Here is a 19,534-nt window from a genome sequence, read left to right as displayed (position 1 = left end):
AAGGGCCCGCGGTCGACAGGCCGATCACAATAGATCCGAGGTAAGCGTCATGAAGTTTTCCCTGTTCGTACACATGGAACGTTGGGACGAGAGCATCAGCCACCGCCAGTTGTTCGAAGACTTGACCGAATTGACCCTGATGGCCGAAGCCGGTGGCTTCAGCACCGTATGGATTGGCGAGCACCACGCCATGGAATACACCATCTCGCCAAGCCCGATGCCGTTGCTGGCTTACCTCGCGGCCAAGACCACCACCATTCACTTGGGCGCCGGCACCATCATCGCGCCGTTCTGGCACCCGCTGCGGGTGGCGGGTGAATGCGCGTTGCTCGATGTGATCAGCAACGGCCGCATGGAAGTCGGCCTGGCCCGCGGCGCCTACCAGGTTGAGTTCGACCGCATGGCCGGCGGCATGCCCGCTTCCAGCGGCGGCCAGGCGCTGCGCGAAATGGTCCCGGTGGTGCGCGCGTTGTGGCAAGGCGACTACGCCCACGACGGCGATATCTGGAAATTCCCCACCTCCACCAGCGTGCCCAAACCCGTGCAGAAACCCAACCCGCCGATGTGGATCGCCGCCCGCGACCCGGACTCCCACAACTTCGCGGTGGCCAACGGCTGCAACGTGATGGTCACGCCGCTGATGAAGGGCGACGAAGAAGTCCTTGACCTGAAAAACAAATTCCAGACCGCCCTCGACAACAACCCCGGCGTGCCGCGCCCGCAATTGATGGTGCTGCGCCACACCCACGTACACGCCGCCGACGACCCGCAAGGCTGGAAAGTCGGGGCCAAGGCGATCTCCAAGTTCTATCGCACCTTCGATGCCTGGTTCGGCAACAAGGAGGTGCCGGTCAACGGTTTCCTGGCGCCGAGCCCGGAAGAGAAATTCGCCGCCCGCCCGGAGTTCGAGCTGGACAGCCTGCACAAGACCGCCATGATCGGCACCGCCGAAGAAATCATCCCGCGTATCCAGTACTACCAGGAACTGGGCGTGGATGAGTTCAGCTTCTGGTGCGACAACAGCCTGCCCCATGCCGAGAAGAAAAAGTCTTTGGCGCTGTTTATCGAGCAGGTCGTGCCAGCGTTTCGTTGATCGCTGAATAACCAAGCCGCTTGCCTCCTCACGGAGCAAGCGGCTTTTTTGCACCCGGCTATCATCACCCTAGCGGTAAGAGTCTATTACCGAGCTAAATGTACTAACCAGTTACTTATCTTGCTAAAATCGCGTTTTTGCCCTTCCCACTCGAGTCCTGTCGACATGAAACGAGCATCGCGCGCCACTGGCGCCTCTAGATTCCTCCTCCTGGGCCTGGGCGTGATCATCGCCCTGTTCGGCCTCGCGCTAGCCGTTGGCGGCTTCAAGCTGGTCAGCCTGGGCGGCTCCTGGTACTTCCTGATCGGCGGCGTGGTCATGGCCGTTTCCGGGCTGTTGATTGCCCAGTGCAAAACCGCTGGCGCGTGGCTGTTCGCGGCGTTCCTGGTGGGCACCGCGATCTGGGCGGTGGCGGACGTGGGGCTGGTGTTCTGGCCGCTGTTTTCGCGGCTGTTCATGTTCGCGGTGGTCGGCCTGGTGGTGGCGTTGGTGTATCCGCTGCTGGCCAGCCGACCTGCGCGCGGTGCTTATGGCGTCACCGCCGTCCTGGCGGTGGGGGTGGCGGTCGCGGCGGGCAATATGTTCGTGGCTCACCCAAGCGTAGCGCCGACAGGTAAAGGCCCTGGCATCACGCCAGTGGCCGCAGCCGATGCACAGAAAGACTGGGCCCACTACGGCAACACCGAAGGTGGCAGCCGCTTTGCCGCGCTGGACCAGATCAATCGCGACAACATCGACACACTCAAAGTGGCGTGGACCTACCACACCGGCGACGTGGCCATCAGCGACGGCAATGGTGCGGAAGACCAACTGACGCCCCTGCAGATCGGCAACAAAGTGTTTATCTGCACGCCGCACAACAACCTGATCGCCCTGGACGCCGACACCGGCAAAGAGCTATGGAAGAACGCAATAAACGCCAAGTCGGCGGTATGGCAGCGTTGCCGAGGCATGGCGTATTTCGATGCCAGCGCGCCGATCGCACAGCCGACCCAGCCGAACAGCTCGCCGATCATCGCCGCCAGCGTGGCAGCCGGTGCGCAGTGCCAGCGTCGCTTGCTGACCAACACCATTGATGCGCGCCTGATCGCCGTGGATGCCGACACCGGCAAATTCTGCGAAGACTTCGGCACCCACGGCCAGGTGGATCTCAAAGCCGGCCTGGGCGATGTGCCCGACAGTTATTACCAATTGTCCTCGGCGCCGTTGATCGCCGGCACCACCGTGGTGGTCGGTGGCCGCGTGGCCGACAACGTGCAGACCGACATGCCCGGTGGCGTGATCCGTGGCTTCGATGTGATCAGCGGGCAAATGCGCTGGGCCTTCGACCCGGGCAATCCGGACGACAAACAAGCGCCGGCAGCAGGCAGCACCTATGTGCGCAGCACGCCCAACAGTTGGGCGCCGATGTCTTATGACCCGCTGATGAACACCGTCTTCCTGCCGATGGGCAGCCCGTCCACCGATATCTATGGCGTGGAGCGCACCCAGCTCAACCACAAATACGGGGCTTCCGTGCTGGCGCTAGACGCCTCCACCGGTGCTGAAAAGTGGGTGTACCAGACCGTCCACAATGACCTGTGGGACTTCGACCTGCCGATGCAACCGAGCCTGATCGACTTCACCCCACCGGGCAGCGACAAAGCCGTACCGGCGGTGGTGATCGGCACCAAGGCCGGGCAGATCTATGTGCTCGACCGCGCCACCGGCAAGCCGCTGACCGACGTGCAGGAAGTGCCGGTCAAGGCGGCGAATATCCCCAACGAACCGTACTCGCCAACCCAGCCAAAATCCCTGGGCATGCCGCAGATCGGCGCGCAGACCCTGACCGAGTCGGACATGTGGGGCGCCACGCCCTATGACCAGTTGCTGTGCCGCATCGACTTCAAAGGCATGCGCTACGACGGCCTGTACACCGCGCCGGGCACCGACAAATCGCTGAGCTTCCCCGGCTCTCTGGGCGGCATGAACTGGGGCAGTATTTCCACCGACCCGGTACACGGTTTTATCTTCGTCAACGACATGCGCCTGGGTCTGTGGATTCAGATGATCCCATCGCAGAACAAGGCCCAGGCCACGTCCGGTGGCGAAGCGCTGAACACCGGCATGGGCGCCGTGCCGCTCAAGGGCACGCCGTATGCGGTGAACAAAAACCGCTTCCTGTCGGTGGCCGGCATCCCATGCCAGGCGCCGCCGTTCGGCACCCTCACCGCCATCGACATGAAGACCCAGAAAATCGCCTGGCAAGTACCGGTCGGCACCGTGGAAGACACCGGCCCCCTGGGCATCCGCATGCACCTGCCGATCAAGATCGGCCTGCCGACCCTCGGCGGCACGCTGTCGACCCAGGGCGGCCTGATCTTTATCGCCGGCACCCAGGACTTCTACCTGCGCGCCTTCAACAGCGGCAACGGTGACGAAATCTGGAAAGCCCGCCTGCCCGTCGGCAGCCAGGGTGGCCCGATGACCTATGTGTCGCCGAAAACCGGCAAACAGTACGTCGTGATCACTGCCAGCGGTGCGCGCCAGTCCACCGACCGTGGCGACTATGTGATCGCCTACGCCCTGCCATAACCCTGCCCTTTCGCGCGGCACCCCCGTACCGCGCGTTGTGTTTCTGGAAGACCACGCATGCCTCCTGCTTCTCACTTTTTACCCAACAACCTCGTTGGGCGCCTGCTGCTGGGCCTGGCATTCAGTGCCGCCCTGCCCGCCCAGGCCGATGACACCACCCTGACCGGCGACTGGGGCGGCCTGCGCCGTGAGCTCGACGAGCAAGGCATCCGCTTTACCGGCGACTACAGCGGCGAAACCGCGTACAACGCCCACGGCGGCCTACACCGTTCGGCACGCTACTCCCAAAACCTCAAGCTGGGCGTGCAGTTCGACCTGGGCAAGTTGTACGGCTTGAACAACGGCGACCGCATCCAACTGACCATCAACGACCGACGCGGCAACAGCGCTTCCGAGGACCTGGTAGGCAACCGCCTGCCGATCCAGGAAAACTACGGCGGCCTCTACACCCGCCTGACCGAGTTGAGCTACGAGCGCACGCTGTTCACCCCGGCGTTGAACCTCAAGCTCGGTTATATGGCGATGGGCAACGACCTGGGCGGCCTGGACAGCGGCATCCTATGCAACTTCATGAACGCCGGTTTCTGCGGGCACCCGCTGAACATGTCCGGCGGCAGCGGCTGGACCAACTACCCGAATGCCCGCCTGGGCGCGCGGGTGAAATACGACTTTTCGCCGTCCTGGCAACTGCGCGTGGCCGCGTTCAATGTGGACCCGCAGAGTAATGGCAACGCCAGCCGCGCCTGGAAGCTGAGCCCCAAGCACACCACCGGCACTGTGGTACCGATTGAGTTGGTGTACAAACAGGCCGGCACGCTGCCGGGTGAATACAAGCTGGGCTATTACTACGACAGCTCCGATGTGAAACGCATCGGCAGCACGGAGAAGGTCAGCGGACGCGGCGGTCACTACCTGCTGATCGACCAGGCAGTCTGGGCGTCCAGCGCATCGGCAGGTCGCGTGCTCCACGCCTTCGGCCAATACTCCGCCGCCAGCGAAGCGGCCTCGCCGTTCACCAAGTGGTATGGCGCGGGCGTGGTGTTGTACAAACCATTCGAAGGCCGGCCACGCGACACCCTCGCCCTGGGTTACGGCCGCGCCGTGCAGAACCCGCGCAGCCGCGATGTGCAGGAGCTGGCCGCCCTCAACGCCGGTACCAGCTACCCCAACCTCGACAACGCCGAACAATTGATCGAACTCAGTTACGGCTACCAGGCCACGCCATGGCTGAACCTGCGCCCGGATGTGCAATACATCCTCGAGCCTGGGGCGTTTTCCGGTAAGGACATCGAAAACGCACTGGTGCTGGGCTTGCAGGTCAAGGCGGTGTTCTAGACCACGCCTTGCTGGTATTCGCGCGGCGTACAGCCAAATTCACGGCGAAACACCGTATGCAGGTACTGCGCCGACTTGAAGCCGCACTGCTGCGCCACATCGGCAATCGCCAGGCCAGGGTTTTCCAGGCCCTTGGCGGCGGCGGCGAGTTTGAAGCGCAGGATCTCGTCATGCACGCTGCACCCGCGCTCCTTGCGAAAGTGCGACGCCAGGGATGAGCGCGACACGCCGACATAGGCCGCCACCTGCGCGGTCTTGATGCCCTGGCAGGCGTACTGGCGGATAAACAGCAGCGCCTGCATGACATACGGATTGCCCAACGGCTGATGCAAGCTGGACGCCTGCACATTGATTGCCTCCGGCGGTACCAGGATCTGCGTGCCCGTGCAGGGTTTGCCGTGCAGCATCTGATGCAACAGCGCGGCGGCCGTGCGGCCCATGGTTTCCGTGCCCTGGATCACCGAACTCAGCGGCACCCGCGTGAGGGTGCGGGTCAGCGGGTCGTTGTCGATGCCGATCAACGCGACTTGCTCCGGCACGGCAATACCGGCGGTGAGGCAGGCTTGCAGCAGTTGCCGGGCGCGGGCGTCGGTGACGGCGATGATACCGATGGGCTTGGGCAGGCTGTGCAGCCAGGCGATCTGCTGTTCCACGGCGCTGTCCCACAGCGGCGCGCTGGTGCCCAGGCCGCGATACACCTCCACCGGCAAGCCGTCGCGTTGCAGCAGATGCTTGAAGGCCTTTTCGCGCTCTTGGGCCCAGCGATTGGCCTCGGCTTGCGGCAGGCTGAAACAGGCAAACCGGGTCAGCCCGGCTTCGATCAGGTGTTCATACGCCAGCTTCATCAGCGCATGGTTGTCGGTGGCCACATAGGGAATGCCCTTGGGGTAGGCGCACGCATCCTCATAGGAACCGCCCACCGCCACCACCGGCAACTTAATGTCGGCCAGCGCCTCGCCGATCAGCGGGTCGTCGAAGTCGGCAATGATCCCGTCGCCCTGCCAGCGCTCGATACCGCGCAGGCGACAGAGGAAATCCTCCTCGAGGAACAAATCCCAGGACGCGCGGGTGCTGCTCAGGTAATTACCGATGCCGGTGATGATGCCGCGGTCGTAGATTTTGCTGCCGTTGAATAGCAAGGCGATGCGGTGGACGGGCGGTAGGGTTTTCATTGTTTTTGTCCTGAGGCCAGTGGCAACAGACTAGCCCTCGTCACTCAAAATCGCACTACACCTTGGTGATTTTCATAATCAGCAGGCCAGGTGCCGTTGCTAGTATCCAGACACCGCCAAGAACAATAAGGAAAACGCCATGCCGTACTTCCCCGGTGTCGAGAAGGTTCGCTTCGAAGGCCCCAGCAGCGATGCCCCCCTCGCCTTTCGTCACTACGACGCCAACAAGCTGATCCTCGGCAAACCGATGCGCGAGCACCTGCGCATGGCCGCGTGTTACTGGCACACCTTCGTCTGGCCCGGCGCCGATATGTTTGGCATGGGCACCTTCAAGCGCCCGTGGCAGCGCAGCGGCGAGCCGATGGAAGTGGCCATCGGCAAGGCTGACGCGGCCTTTGAGTTTTTCTCCAAGCTGGGCATCGACTACTACAGTTTTCACGACACCGACGTTGCGCCGGAAGGCAGTTCGCTCAAGGAGTACCGCAACCACTTTGCGCAGATGGTCGACCACCTGGAGCGCCATCAGGAACAGACCGGCATCAAGCTGTTGTGGGGCACCGCCAACTGCTTCAGCAACCCGCGTTTTGCCGCCGGCGCCGCCAGTAACCCGGACCCGCAGGTGTTTGCCTACGCTGCTGCCCAGGTGTTCAGTGCGATGAACGCCACGCTGCGGCTCAAGGGCGCCAATTACGTGCTGTGGGGCGGCCGCGAAGGTTACGAAACCCTGCTCAATACCGACCTCAAGCGCGAGCGCGAACAGCTCGGGCGCTTTATGCGCATGGTGGTGGAGCACAAGCACAAGATCGGCTTCAAGGGCGACCTGCTGATCGAACCCAAGCCCCAGGAGCCGACCAAACACCAATACGATTACGACAGCGCCACGGTGTTCGGCTTTTTGCATGAGTACGGCCTGGAACACGAGATCAAGGTGAATATCGAGGCCAACCACGCGACCTTGGCCGGGCACAGCTTTCATCATGAGATCGCCACCGCCGTGTCCCTGGGGATCTTCGGCAGCATCGACGCGAACCGTGGCGACCCGCAGAACGGCTGGGACACCGACCAGTTCCCCAACAGCGTCGAGGAAATGACCCTGGCGACCTATGAAATCCTCAAGGCCGGCGGCTTCAAGAACGGCGGCTACAACTTCGATTCCAAGGTGCGCCGCCAGAGCCTGGACGAGATCGACCTGTTCCACGGCCACGTCGCCGCCATGGATGTACTCGCCCTGGCACTGGAACGCGCGGCGGCAATGGTGCAGAACGATCGGTTGCAGCAGTTCAAGGACCAGCGCTATGCCGGTTGGCAGCAGCCGTTGGGCCAGGCGGTACTGGCGGGCGAGTTCAGCCTTGAGTCCCTGGCCGAACACGCGTTTGCCCACGAGTTCAACCCGCAGGCCGTCAGTGGCCGGCAAGAAATGCTTGAAGGCGTGGTCAATCGGTTTATCTATCGGTGACATTTGCGCGACAAATCTGCGCACCGCGCGTCGAGGGACGCTCTACAGTTCTACCCGCATCACGCTGTGTCTTTCCAACAACAATAAAAGGACGCACCACCATGAAATCATTCAAACGCACGCTGCTCGCCAGCGCCCTGGCCCTGCTCGCCCTGCCGGTGATGGCCGATTCCGCCCATCCGAAAATCGGTTTTTCCATCGACGACCTGCGCCTGGAACGCTGGTCCCGCGACCGTGACTACTTCGTCGCGGCAGCGGAAAAACTCGACGCCAAGGTCTTCGTGCAGTCAGCCGACGCCAACGAGCAAAAGCAGATATCCCAGATCGAAAACCTGATTTCACGCGGCGTCGATGTGATCGTGATCGTGCCGTTCAACGCCACCGTGCTGACCAACGCCGTCGCCGAAGCCAAGAAAGCCGGGATCAAGGTGGTGTCCTATGACCGTCTGATCCTCAACGCCGACATCGACGCCTACATCTCCTTCGATAACGAAAAGGTCGGCGAGATGCAGGCCAATGGCGTGCTGCAGGCAGCGCCCAAGGGCAACTACTTCCTGCTCGGCGGCGCGCCCACCGACAACAACGCCAAGGTGCTGCGCGAAGGCCAGATGAAGGTGCTGCAACCGGCCATCGACAAGGGCGACATCAAGATTGTCGGCCAGCAGTGGGTCAAGGAATGGAACCCGACCGAAGCCCTGAGCATCGTCGAAAACGCCCTGACCCGGAACGACAATAAGATCGACGCCATCGTTGCCTCCAACGACGCCACCGCCGGCGGTGCGATCCAGGCCCTGGCCGCGCAGAAGCTGGCGGGCAAGGTGCCGATCTCCGGGCAAGACGCCGACCTCGCCGCCGTCAAGCGCGTGATCGACGGCACCCAGACCATGACCGTGTACAAGCCGCTCAAGCTGATCGCCACCGAAGCCGCCAAGCTCTCGGTGCAGCTTGCACGTAATGAAAAGCCCACCTACAGCTCGCAATACGACAACGGCAGCAAGAAAGTCGACACCATCCTGCTCACCCCGACGCCGCTGACCAAGGCCAATATCGACCTGTTGGAGAAGGACGGCTTCTACACCAAAGAGCAGATCGGCCTATAGGAACGGGCTTGCCCGCGAAAAACGTCAACGATGACGCGGGCATCCTGGATGCGCGCGTTGCCTGTGGGTTCTTCGCGAGCAAGCTCGCGCCTACAGGAACACGCGTTTCTTCGGTCTTTTGTGTGAGCCATGGTCATGTCCGACTACCTGCTGCAAATGAACGGCATCGTCAAACGTTTTGGCGGTGTCAACGCGCTCAACGGCATCGATATCAAGGTGCGGCCGGGGGAATGTGTCGGCCTGTGCGGCGAGAACGGTGCCGGCAAATCCACCTTGATGAAGGTGCTGTCGGCGGTTTATCCGCATGGCACTTGGGAGGGCGAAATCCTCTGGGACGGGCAACCGCTCAAGGCCCAGTCCATCAGCGAAACCGAGGCCGCCGGCATCGTCATCATTCACCAGGAACTGACCCTGGTGCCGGACCTGTCGGTGGCCGAGAACATCTTCATGGGCCACGAACTGACCCTGCCCGGCGGGCGCATGAACTACCCGGCGATGCTGCACCGCGCCGAAGCGTTGATGCGTGAACTCAAGGTGCCGGACATGAACGTCGCGCTGCCGGTGTCGCAGTACGGTGGCGGCTACCAGCAACTGGTGGAAATCGCCAAGGCCCTGAATAAGCAGGCGCACCTGTTGATCCTCGACGAACCCTCCTCGGCCCTGACCCGCTCGGAAATCGAGGTGCTGCTGGACATCATCAAAGGGCTCAAGGCCAAGGGCGTGGCCTGCGTGTACATCTCCCACAAGCTCGATGAAGTGGCAGCGGTGTGCGACACCATCACAGTGATCCGCGACGGCAAACACATCGCGACCACGGCCATGGCCGACATGGATATCCCACAAATCATCACGCAGATGGTCGGGCGCGAAATGAGCAACCTCTACCCCACCGAGCCCCATGAGATAGGCGAGGTGATGTTCGAAGCACGCCACGTCACCTGCTACGACGTCGACAACCCCAAGCGCAAACGCGTCGACGATATTTCCTTCGTGCTCAAGCGCGGGGAAATCCTCGGCATTGCCGGGCTGGTCGGCGCCGGGCGTACCGAGTTGGTGTCGGCACTGTTCGGCGCCTACCCGGGCCGCTACAGCGCCGAGGTATGGCTGGACGGCCAACTGATCGACACGCGCACGCCGCTCAAATCGATCCGCGCCGGGCTGTGCATGGTGCCCGAGGACCGCAAGCGCCAGGGCATCATTCCCGACCTGGGCGTGGGCCAGAACATCACCCTGGCCGTACTCGACACCTATGCGCACCTGACGCGCATCGACGCCGAAGCCGAACTGGGCAGCATCGACCAGCAGATCGCACGCATGCACCTGAAGACCGCCAGCCCGTTTTTGCCGATAACCAGCCTGTCCGGCGGCAACCAGCAAAAGGCCGTGCTCGCAAAAATGCTGATGGCCAAGCCCAAGGTGTTGATCCTCGACGAGCCCACGCGCGGGGTGGATGTGGGCGCCAAGTATGAGATCTACAAACTGATGGGCGCGCTGGCGGCCGAAGGCGTGGCGATCATCATGGTCTCCTCGGAGCTGGCCGAAGTGCTCGGCGTGTCCAACCGCGTGCTGGTGATCGGCGACGGCCAGTTGCGTGGGGATTTCATCAATGCAGGCCTCACCCAGGAACAGGTCCTCGCCGCCGCGCTCAGCCAAAATAATAATGATCGGAAGACCGCTTAGATGAATCAGCTCAAACAGCTGTTTACCCGCTACAAAATGCTCGCCCTGGTGATCGCCGTGGCGTTCATCTGGCTGTTTTTCAGTTGGCAGACCGAGGGCGGTTTCCTCACGCCGCGCAACCTGTCCAACCTGCTGCGGCAGATGTCGATCACCGGGATTCTGGCGTGCGGCATGGTGCTGGTGATCATCAGCGGCGAGATCGATTTGTCGGTGGGTTCGTTGCTCGGGCTGTTGGGCGGGCTGGCGGCGATCCTAGATGTGGTCTATCACCTGCCGCTGCTGGCCAACCTGAGCCTGGTGGCGTTGTGCGGGTTGATGATCGGGCTGGCCAACGGCTACATGACCGCTTACCTGCGCATCCCGTCGTTTATCGTCGGACTGGGCGGCATGCTGGCGTTTCGCGGGATTCTGCTGGGCATCACCGGCGGCACCACGATTGCGCCGGTGTCGCCGTCACTGGTGTATGTGGGCCAGGGGTATTTGCCGCATGCGGTGGGCATCGGCCTCGGGGTTTTGCTGTTGGCCCTGACCCTGTTCTTGACCTGGAAACAACGGCGCAACCGCGCACTGCACGGGCTGGCCGCGCATTCGTTGGTGCGCGATGTAGTGCGCGTGGGGGTGATTGGCGCGGTGCTGGCCGGGTTCGTCACCACGCTCAACAGCTACGACGGCATTCCCGTACCGGTGCTGCTGTTGCTGGTGCTGCTCGGCGTGTTCAGCTACGTCACCAGCCAGACCGTCTTCGGTCGCCGCGTGTATGCGGTGGGCAGCAACATGGAAGCCACGCGCCTGTCGGGCATCAACGTGCAGGCGGTGAAACTGTGGATCTTCGGCATCATGGGCGTGATGTGCGCCCTCGCCGGCCTGGTCAACACCGCCCGCCTCGCCGCCGGTTCACCTTCAGCGGGCAACATGGGCGAACTCGACGCCATCGCCGCCTGCTTTATCGGCGGCACCTCGATGCGCGGCGGCTCGGGCACGGTGTATGGCGCGCTGCTCGGGGCGTTGGTGATTACCAGCCTGGATAACGGCATGTCGATGCTGGATGTGGACAGTTACTGGCAGATGATTGTGAAGGGCAGCATTTTGGTGCTGGCGGTGTGGGTGGATGTGAGTACGCGGGCGGGTCGGCGGTGATTCCCACTCTCACCGACACCGCATAACCCCTGTGGGAGGGGGCTTGCTCCCGATGGCAAAGTGTCAGTCACTGCATGAGTGCCTGAACCACCGCCATCGGGAGCAAGTCGAACCGTCGCACCGCCCCTCCCACATGGACCGTATTCCATTGTTTGAGCGGCGGTGTGGGTGAATGCGAGTACGCGGGCAGGTCGCCGGTGAGTCATTTGCCGGAACGCTGCACCTCCCCCATAAACTGATGCGCTTGGGCCTTGAGCCAATCAAGCAAACGGGCGATATCGGGCTTTGATTGTTGTCCGTTTCGACAAATGATGTAGTACGCAGCAGGCGACATCATTAAGGGGGCCTCCAACGCAACCAATTCACCGTCTTTCAATTGGTCATACACCAGCGCCGTCCTGCCCAGCGCAATCCCGCCGCCTTTCACTGCCAAACTGATGGCCAGGCTGGAATCTGGAAAGCGCGGCCCATGGTGATACGGCGGTGCCTCTAGCCCTTGAAATGCAAACCAGCTCTCCCACCCTGGGCATACCTGATCGTCGACGCGATGAATCAGCGGGTACCGCGCTATTTCCTCCAGCGCAATATCACCATTCACACGTTTAAATTCCGGCGAGCACACGGGGAACACCGCATCGCGCATCAGCAGTTCGGCATGATGATCCGGGTAGTCGCCATGCCCCATCACCACCGCGACATCGAACGGGTGAGCACTTAAGCTGGCGCTGCTTATGTCCGCGCTGGTCAACACCAGATCAAGGTTGAATGCCGCTTCGGCGTGAGCACCATGCATTCTGGGAATCAGCCAAGTTGCACAAAGAGAGGAGGTGCACGAAAGGTAAAGTGGCTGGGATCTACTCGGGTTGAGCGAATGCAGCACCGTATCCAGTTCTTTGAAAAAACCATCGGTCACTGGCAACAAGGCCTGCCCCGCTGTCGTGAGTTTGACCCCCCGCGAATGCCGCTCGAACAACTGCACCCCCCACCATTCTTCCAGGCCCGCAATTTGATGGCTGATGGCACTGGCGGTGAGGTTCAACTCGAACGCAGCACGCGCAAAACTGCCCGTTTGCGCGGCGCTGACGAAGGCTTGAAGCATGGGGGTGGGCGGCGGGCGCTGGGCCATCAGGTGCTCACTTTGATCAGGATGATCCCGCAGACAATGACGAACGCCGACAGCATCCGTCGCCAGCCGAACCGCTCCCGGAAGAACAGCGCAGCAATGATGGCGCCGATAATAACACTGGTTTCCCGCAGGGCTGAGACCTTGGCCACTGCGTCCAGCGACAACGCAAACAGGACCAAACCGTAGGACGCCAAGTAAAAAACACCGCCCATTGCGCCTACTCGCCAGTGGTCGCGCACAGCCTGGGTGAGTGCTGATCGCGTCTTGAAAAACGCCAGCATCGGAATCGGAATGCTCTGGAACAGCGTGAGGTAGATGATGTACTGCAGCACCGTCTCACTGGCTCTTACACCTTTGGCATCCACCACCGTGTAGGACGCGATGAACACCCCCGCACACACGGCCATCAGAATTGGTTTGAACATCTGCGCGGTCATCCTGCGCACAAACGTCAGGCTGATGATCCCCGCGCAAATCAGCAGCACTCCCGCCATCGACGGGAACGATAGCTGTTCATGCAAAAGGAAGTAGGAAAACAGCGCAACCAACACCGGCGGCACGCCGCGCATCACCGGGTAGACCTGGCCGAAGTCGCCCGTTTCATAAGCCTTGATCAGGAACAATCGATAGACCGTATTGAGCATCACAGAAATCAGCACATAGCCCCACACCTCCAGGCTCGGTACGTTGACCAACGGCAGCGCCGCCAGGCAGATCACTAATGCGGTGCCATCGACCATGGCCAAGGTCATGAAACGGCTGCTGCCGGCACGGACAACGGCATTCCAAGTGGCGTGCATGAAGGCGGAGACCAAGACCAGGGTGATGGCTATGTTGGCGTTGTCCATGAGGGCTCGGCTTTTGAGTGGGTATAAAGGTCGCGTGCCATGCGTGGCATGGGCATCATTGCTTGCGTAACCACATCCGCAACATGTAGCGATTCAAGGCGTTTAAAGGCTCTGCATCATCAATTTCCGAGCGTGGAGAATGCATATCGATGAAATGCGTTCGGGTATGGAGAAACTTGTTGTCCGCTGAAATAAGCACCTGACCAGGCTCAAGCAATACACGATGCTGAACAGATGATTGATCGAGAACTGTATCCAGAAAATCCAATGCTTGAACCTGCGCCAACGTCAACGGCATTTTCGCTTTAAGGTGAGCCGATTCAATGTAGACGCGAAAGTACCTTATCAAGGGAATACCTTCGTTGGAAAAACTCAGGATGGGCGCTTTAAATAGGCACTCGTCCTCTGACATGCCTCTATTTTCAAAATAGAAATCGCATTTAAGTTCCTCGAGAATTTCCGGAAATGCCATCAGCTCCGCATATACCGCGCTTGCATCAATAAGAATGCTCTCGCCTCCCAGAAGCGCTTTCTGTCCACAAGCCAGAATCAAATAGTCGATAGGGAGAGGGTCGCTGACGCCATCGTTATGTACGTAGGCGCCCTGACGGGTCTGATGGTACCTCGCACCCTCTTCAATGCTTTTACCGCCTCGGTCGTAAACCTCAATAACCTTATGACCAAGATGATTTTGCACCATTGGCGTACCAAGCAAAGATACAAATGCCCACACCAGTGATTTGAAACTTGCAAGGTTATCCGTCCTAAATCCATCAAGGATCAAGACATGACTTTCATGTTCAATAATGTTTCGTATATTGCGCAACGCCTCGCCAAGGGACTGCGAATAAAACGGATCAATGCAAGCGTGTTTTATATCGAATCGACCGGTTTTGGCTTCTGCACCCAACATCGCGCTGGCACTCAGCAACTCTTCAAATGCTGCGTTTGAGAGCCTGATCTTAGATACTGCTTGGCGAAAATTACTGACGTTTATGTTCATCGCAATCCTTTACGGAGGTTAGTTGGCGTCGATATTTAACTCGGCCCACTACACCCTGAAAAAGCGAAAAGTCGTCAGCGCTGCCATCAAATTCCGCCATGGCAGATCTTTCCTACAGACAGAAACCATCACGTGTTCGTTAGTGGCATTTGGTCATGGTTTTTAAAGGGCCAGCAAGCCGTGTCGCTTTAAATTGCAGGACGTTTCCTAGACAATCTGCGCCGCCTTGTGCCTGTTGGAATCGATGGCTAGTCTGCGGTCCGTCACTGCCAAATCAGTGATCGGGTTTAGTCGCCCGACCTCTCATCACGTGCACGGTCTTCCATCAGTTTTTATGGTGGCTGTGCGCAGGGCGCCTTCGGGTGCGCCGGATTTTCGTGATGGCCGGTCGACTAACCTGCGTACAGCCGCCACCCTACGTTTAGTCGCGGCGGGGTGGCGAATCTCAATCCATCACGGAATTACACCATGAATAAAGTCCTACCCGACCCACCCATCGATCCCACCAAAGACCGCGCCGCCTTCAACCGCGCCATCGACCATTACCTGCCCACCCAAGGTTTCCACGCCGTCAACGAAGACCTGAGCTTCGAAGACGCCCTGCTCTACACCGCCAGTTTGCTGGACAGCGCTTCGGCGACGGCGCTGGATTGCGGGGAACTGCTGGAGAAACCGGAGCGGGCGAAGATCCTCGCGGTGTGGCATTTGCTGGAAATCGCCAAAACCACGGTTGACCGCTCCGTCGAGTGCCTCAGGCCCACGAAGACCACTGCCTGACCACGGACAAAAAAATGTGGGAGGGAGCTTGCTCCCGATAGCGGTGGTTCAGCCAAGTCGCTGTCGACTGACACTCCGCCATCGGGAGCAAGCCCCCTCCCACATTTGGATCGGTTTACACCCGATGAAATCAGGCCGGCTATCGCGCTGCCGTTACTGACTCAACACAACATCGCGCATCGCCGGAATGTAACCGTAGTCGTAAGCCTCCTGCACAAACGAGCGATCACCCTTCAATACAATCCGAACAGTAGGCGCTTCGGTGCCGCCAATGCGGTAGTCATCGCCACTGGTGGGCACGCTGTCGATAAACGACGTCACCAGGCCGTTGGGCATCACGCAGTGGGAATAGGTTTGGAACGGCTGCGAAGGCGGGTTGCCCAGTACCAGCCCCGAGGCGTTCATCGGCGTGTAGGGGCCGAACAGATGATCGCCGACGAATCCATAGACGCCATCCGGGCCGGTCACGCCGTCGGCATAAGTGAACTTGTGACTGATGGTGAACAAGTAATACTTGTTGTCCTGGAACACATAGTGCGGACGCTCGGTTTGATCGTTCACGCCCACGGCAGTGACCAGCGGCGGCAGGATTTCCCACTCGTCACCATTGAGGTCCTTGGCGACTGCTATGCCGATACACCCCACCTGGTAGCGGGCCCCGCCCACATCCTCATGCCCCGGTGGCACCAGGCCCGTCTCGTTCGGGCCCACTTCGTGAGTCCCGCGCTCGCCGGCCACGTTGCCTTCGAACACCATGTACAATTTGCCATCTACCGGATCAATAAAGGGGCTGGGATCGCGAAAGTTCCAAGTCGCATTCTGTGCTTCCGTTTGGTAATAGGTGCCGTCGGCATCAAACAACGATTTGACCTGATCAAAGCCCTGCAGGGTGACACCGGTATCCGACGTGATGACCTGGCCTCTGACTTTGGCAATCGTGGCGCCCGGCGTGACACAGGTGTAGTACAGGTCAATATCACCGTTGTTATTCAACAGGATCGGCGTGCCCGCCCATTCACGCGTGGTCGGCGAAACCCCTTCGGCCATGACGCGGCCGCCGAAGATCCAGTCCTTGCCGGTGCGCGAATACCAGTAGCAGATACGCGCATGGCCATGGCGGTCTTCCCAATCGCGCTTGATGTCGTAACGGCCATCGGCATTGATGAATTGTGGATCATGGGGGCGACGATCGGCGGTCAGTGTGAAAATCACTGACCAGCCATTGACCGATACCACCGTGCCATCCAGTTCACGCAATGGCATGGTGTCCCAAATAAAGATCGTGTCACTCATGACAGGAAAGTCAGAACTCACTAACGGCTGTGTGGTCGTCGGGTCATTCTCATTAACTTTCAGCGCATCGGCCCGTGTCCAACGAGTGGGTGTGTAATTCGTATGTTTCATGATGATGTCCTTTTGCTGGCGCTTATGTGACAAGCGAAGATTAAATAGCACATGACAGCCAGCAAATAAATTGCGACTGAAAGAGCAAGCGGTAGTTGGCTCTGATAGTGCGAAACAAGGTTTAACATGGAAGTCTGCTTATCGCAACATGAAGAATCATTTAGACTACAAAGGCCATCACTGTATTTATATCCTTGATATAATTACAGTGGCACTTGCAACAAATGAGACTCGGTAGGAAGCTAACTAATCAACTACCAAACACCAGCACCCCGGCCTGGGCCCCGGCATTTTTCTGCGCGAACTCCTTGGCTTGTGCCGCGGTTTTCAAGGTATAGCCATAGTTGGACAGTGCCGTCCATTGCGCTTTCGGCGACTTCTGATTGGTGATAGGGGGCACACTGTTTGTATCAGTGAAGGTCCCAGTTCCTTTGTCATCCAACATGCCTTTGTTTTGGCTGCCTTCGCCAAAGTAATTACTTTCAGAAAGAATATTTGCGTTCTGCGCCAGGGTAAAACCGAGGTGGAAGTTGTTGATGTAGTTGTTATAGACATGAAAGTAGCCGTAACGCATCAGGCCGGGCGCACGCACTTCCAGACTGTCGAAACGGTTATGGCACAGCGTCAGGCGTGGGTAACCATTGAATGCCTTGTCATTGTCATCCGCTGGATGACCAAAGATCAAACCGTACTTGTGGTTGCCAAAAAAGCAGTTGCTGATAGTGGCGTAATCGGCCTTTTCGCCGATATATAGAAGTTTGTCGGCACTGCCGTCGGAGGTTGACCAGCTATGGCCGACGAAAGAGCAGTGATCGATCCAGTACTGGCTGCCGTAATTCAGGTAGACCTGAATATCGTCGTTCTGCTTAATATTCGCCGAATGTTTGAAGACAATATTCTGCAGAATAATATTCTGCGACTGCGCTGTTGCACGCAGGTGAATATTCTCCAGGGTTCGGTTCTGGAACGAGCCGATCAGGGTCTTGTTGGCGCCCATGTTCACTTTGGTCAGGCTCGACGCCGAGATATTACTGTTGATCACCAATACCCGAGGGGTGGTGTCGCCAATATTAGCCTTGAGTTGATCCAGGGTCGTGATACTGACCACGGGGCCGGTCCATCCGCCGGTGACTTTTGCCGCTAGGGCAAAACCGGTCAAACCGGTGAGTTTGCTTTCTGGATACGACATGAGTTCCCTCTCTATAAATAAAAACGGCTCGGTATGACGAGCCTGTGCATCAAGTTAATCCGTTAACTTGCACACAGTGTTTGGCATGGCTGAAGTTGCCGAGTGTTGGTCGATCAGCGCTTAAACACTGTGTTTATGTACAGTATTCGGTATAAATGAATCCGTCAACCATCAAGTGACAAATAACAAAAGTGGGAGGGGCGGTGTGGGTGGATGTGAGTACCCGGGCAGGTCGGCGGTGAGCCCCGTTCTCACTGACACCGCATAACCCCTGTGGGAGGGGGCTTGCCCCCGATGGCAGCGGGTCAGCCAAGTCGTTGTCGACTGATACTCCGCCATCGGGGGCAAGTCGAACCGTCGCACCGCCCCTGCCACATTGACCGTATTTCATTGTTTGAGCGGCGGTGAGCCCCGCTCTCACGGATACCCCCCCACAGTGGATAGGCGTTGCGTTAAAGGCCGTCGCCCCACGACATTTATCACGTTTATTTGACGTTTTTTTCTCATTCCCACCTCTACATTCGCCGCGCCCAAACATGCAAATGATTCCTATTGATCTAATCTAAATCGACCTCAAACAGATTTCCCGTGCAGCCATAAAAACCCGGAGCGTTCACCGCATGACCACCCGCCTTCCTTCGTTCGTCAAAAAAGCCCTGCTCGCCACCGCCCTGGTCAGCGCCGGGCATGTTTATGCCGCCAGCGAGCCGGTCGGCATCGTGGTCTACAACGCCCAGCACGAAAGCCTCACCAAGGCGTGGGTCGAAGGGTTCACCCAGGAAACCGGGATCCCGGTGACCATCCGCAATGGCGACGACACCGAGATGGGTAACCAGCTCGTGCAGGAAGGCGCCGCCTCTGCGGCTGACGTGTTCCTCACCGAAAACTCCCCGGCCATGGTGCTGGTGGACAACGCAGGCTTGTTCGCGCCGGTCGCGCCGAGCACCCTGGAACAGGTGGATGCCGCCTACCGCCCGGCCCACGGCAAATGGGTGGGCATCGCCGCGCGCTCCACGGTGTTTGTGTACAACCCGAGCACATTGAAACAAGGCGACCTGCCCAAATCCCTGCTGGACCTGGCTTCGCCAAGCTGGAAAGGCCGTTGGGCAGCCTCGCCGGCCGGTGCCGACTTCCAGGCAATCGTGGCCGCCGTGCTGGAGCTCAAGGGCGAGGCCGCTACCCTCGACTGGCTCAAGGCAATGAAGGCCAACGCGAGCATCTACCGTGGCAACAGCGCCGTGCTCAAAGCCGTCAACGCCGGCCAGGTCGACAGCGGCGTGATTTATCACTACTACAGCTTCGTCGACCAATCCAAGACCGGCGAAAACAGCAAGAACACTCAACTGCACTACTTCAAGCACCAGGACCCGGGCGCGTTTGTGAGCATTTCCGGGGCGGGTGTGTTGGCTTCCAGCAAGCACAAGGAACAGGCCCAGGCCTTCCTGAAGTGGATCACCGGCAAAGACGGCCAAGCGGTCCTCAAGGACGGCAATTCGTTCGAATACGCGGTCGGCCAGAACGCCCAATCCAACCCCAAGCTGACCCCACTGGCGCAATTGGACGCACCTAAGGTCGACGCGTCGACGCTCAACAGCAAAAAGGCTGTCGAGCTGATGACCCAGGCCGGACTGCTCTGATTG

15 protein-coding genes are annotated in these 19,534 nt (G+C 59.6%); 9 read left to right on the top strand and 6 right to left on the bottom strand.

The window, feature by feature from the left end:
* Positions 1-49 precede the first annotated feature (49 nt).
* From ACP7CJ_RS19470 to ACP7CJ_RS19460, 3 genes are all read left to right on the top strand, one after another.
* Positions 50-1,093 carry an LLM class flavin-dependent oxidoreductase gene (locus ACP7CJ_RS19470; protein ID WP_276197465.1) on the top strand — a complete coding sequence of 348 codons (1,044 nt, stop codon included), beginning with the start codon at positions 50-52 and terminating at the stop codon, positions 1,091-1,093.
* Between the two features lie 165 nt (positions 1,094-1,258).
* Complete coding sequence (locus tag ACP7CJ_RS19465) at positions 1,259-3,667, top strand: glucose/quinate/shikimate family membrane-bound PQQ-dependent dehydrogenase (RefSeq protein WP_426101145.1); 2,409 nt, start codon at positions 1,259-1,261, stop codon at positions 3,665-3,667.
* A 57-nt stretch (positions 3,668-3,724) separates the two neighbouring features.
* Entirely contained in the window at positions 3,725-5,002 is a 1,278-nt protein-coding gene (locus ACP7CJ_RS19460) for a carbohydrate porin (protein WP_426101143.1), read from the top strand.
* Here the strand turns inward: ACP7CJ_RS19460 and ACP7CJ_RS19455 are convergent.
* Complete coding sequence (locus ACP7CJ_RS19455; RefSeq protein WP_426101141.1) at positions 4,999-6,174, bottom strand: XylR family transcriptional regulator; 1,176 nt, start codon at positions 6,172-6,174, stop codon at positions 4,999-5,001. The genes ACP7CJ_RS19460 and ACP7CJ_RS19455 overlap by 4 nt on opposite strands.
* A 139-nt stretch (positions 6,175-6,313) precedes the next feature.
* Here ACP7CJ_RS19455 and xylA point away from each other — a divergent pair, with 139 nt between their 5' ends.
* From xylA to ACP7CJ_RS19435, 4 genes are all read left to right on the top strand, one after another.
* Complete coding sequence (gene xylA / locus ACP7CJ_RS19450) at positions 6,314-7,630, top strand: xylose isomerase (protein WP_276197460.1); 1,317 nt, start codon at positions 6,314-6,316, stop codon at positions 7,628-7,630.
* A gap of 101 nt (positions 7,631-7,731) precedes the next feature.
* Entirely contained in the window at positions 7,732-8,730 is a 999-nt protein-coding gene (xylF, locus tag ACP7CJ_RS19445) for a D-xylose ABC transporter substrate-binding protein (protein ID WP_253394861.1), read from the top strand.
* A 135-nt stretch (positions 8,731-8,865) separates the two neighbouring features.
* Positions 8,866-10,410, top strand: coding sequence for a D-xylose ABC transporter ATP-binding protein (gene xylG, locus ACP7CJ_RS19440; RefSeq protein ID WP_426101139.1), 1,545 nt, complete (start codon positions 8,866-8,868; stop codon positions 10,408-10,410).
* Positions 10,411-11,547, top strand: coding sequence for a sugar ABC transporter permease (locus ACP7CJ_RS19435; protein WP_426101137.1), 1,137 nt, complete (start codon positions 10,411-10,413; stop codon positions 11,545-11,547). It abuts the gene before it with no gap.
* 202 nt (positions 11,548-11,749) lie between these two features.
* Here the strand turns inward: ACP7CJ_RS19435 and ACP7CJ_RS19430 are convergent, their stop codons facing one another.
* From ACP7CJ_RS19430 to ACP7CJ_RS19420, 3 genes are read right to left on the bottom strand one after another with little or no spacing between them, the layout of a single operon-like run.
* On the bottom strand, positions 11,750-12,673 hold the full coding sequence (locus ACP7CJ_RS19430; RefSeq protein WP_426101135.1) for a LysR substrate-binding domain-containing protein: 924 nt from the start codon (positions 12,671-12,673) through the stop codon (positions 11,750-11,752).
* Entirely contained in the window at positions 12,673-13,521 is an 849-nt protein-coding gene (locus ACP7CJ_RS19425; RefSeq protein ID WP_276197455.1) for an EamA family transporter, read from the bottom strand. Before ACP7CJ_RS19425 ends, ACP7CJ_RS19430 begins: the two co-directional genes overlap by 1 nt.
* Before the next feature lie 55 nt (positions 13,522-13,576).
* A complete protein-coding gene (locus tag ACP7CJ_RS19420; protein ID WP_426101133.1) occupies positions 13,577-14,524 on the bottom strand; it encodes a TauD/TfdA family dioxygenase in 948 nt (315 codons plus the stop codon).
* Between the two features lie 468 nt (positions 14,525-14,992).
* Here ACP7CJ_RS19420 and ACP7CJ_RS19415 point away from each other — a divergent pair, with 468 nt between their 5' ends.
* Positions 14,993-15,301, top strand: coding sequence for a DUF6124 family protein (locus tag ACP7CJ_RS19415; protein WP_276197453.1), 309 nt, complete (start codon positions 14,993-14,995; stop codon positions 15,299-15,301).
* A 153-nt stretch (positions 15,302-15,454) separates the two neighbouring features.
* Here the strand turns inward: ACP7CJ_RS19415 and ACP7CJ_RS19410 are convergent, their stop codons facing one another.
* Both ACP7CJ_RS19410 and ACP7CJ_RS19405 read right to left on the bottom strand, forming a co-directional pair.
* Entirely contained in the window at positions 15,455-16,705 is a 1,251-nt protein-coding gene (locus tag ACP7CJ_RS19410) for a glycoside hydrolase family 68 protein (protein WP_276197452.1), read from the bottom strand.
* 250 nt (positions 16,706-16,955) lie between these two features.
* A complete protein-coding gene (locus ACP7CJ_RS19405) occupies positions 16,956-17,894 on the bottom strand; it encodes a pectate lyase (RefSeq protein WP_276197451.1) in 939 nt (312 codons plus the stop codon).
* 620 nt (positions 17,895-18,514) lie between these two features.
* Here ACP7CJ_RS19405 and ACP7CJ_RS19400 point away from each other — a divergent pair.
* Positions 18,515-19,531, top strand: coding sequence for an iron ABC transporter substrate-binding protein (locus tag ACP7CJ_RS19400; RefSeq protein ID WP_276197450.1), 1,017 nt, complete (start codon positions 18,515-18,517; stop codon positions 19,529-19,531).
* Positions 19,532-19,534: the final 3 nt, after the last annotated feature.

It is taken from the genome of Pseudomonas sp. PSPC3-2 (assembly GCF_049897085.1).
GTDB classification, from domain to species: Bacteria; Pseudomonadota; Gammaproteobacteria; order Pseudomonadales; family Pseudomonadaceae; genus Aquipseudomonas; species Aquipseudomonas paraveronii.
The sequence above is the reverse complement of the archived record's forward strand: the minus strand, read 5'-3'. Positions and strand labels throughout refer to the sequence as shown.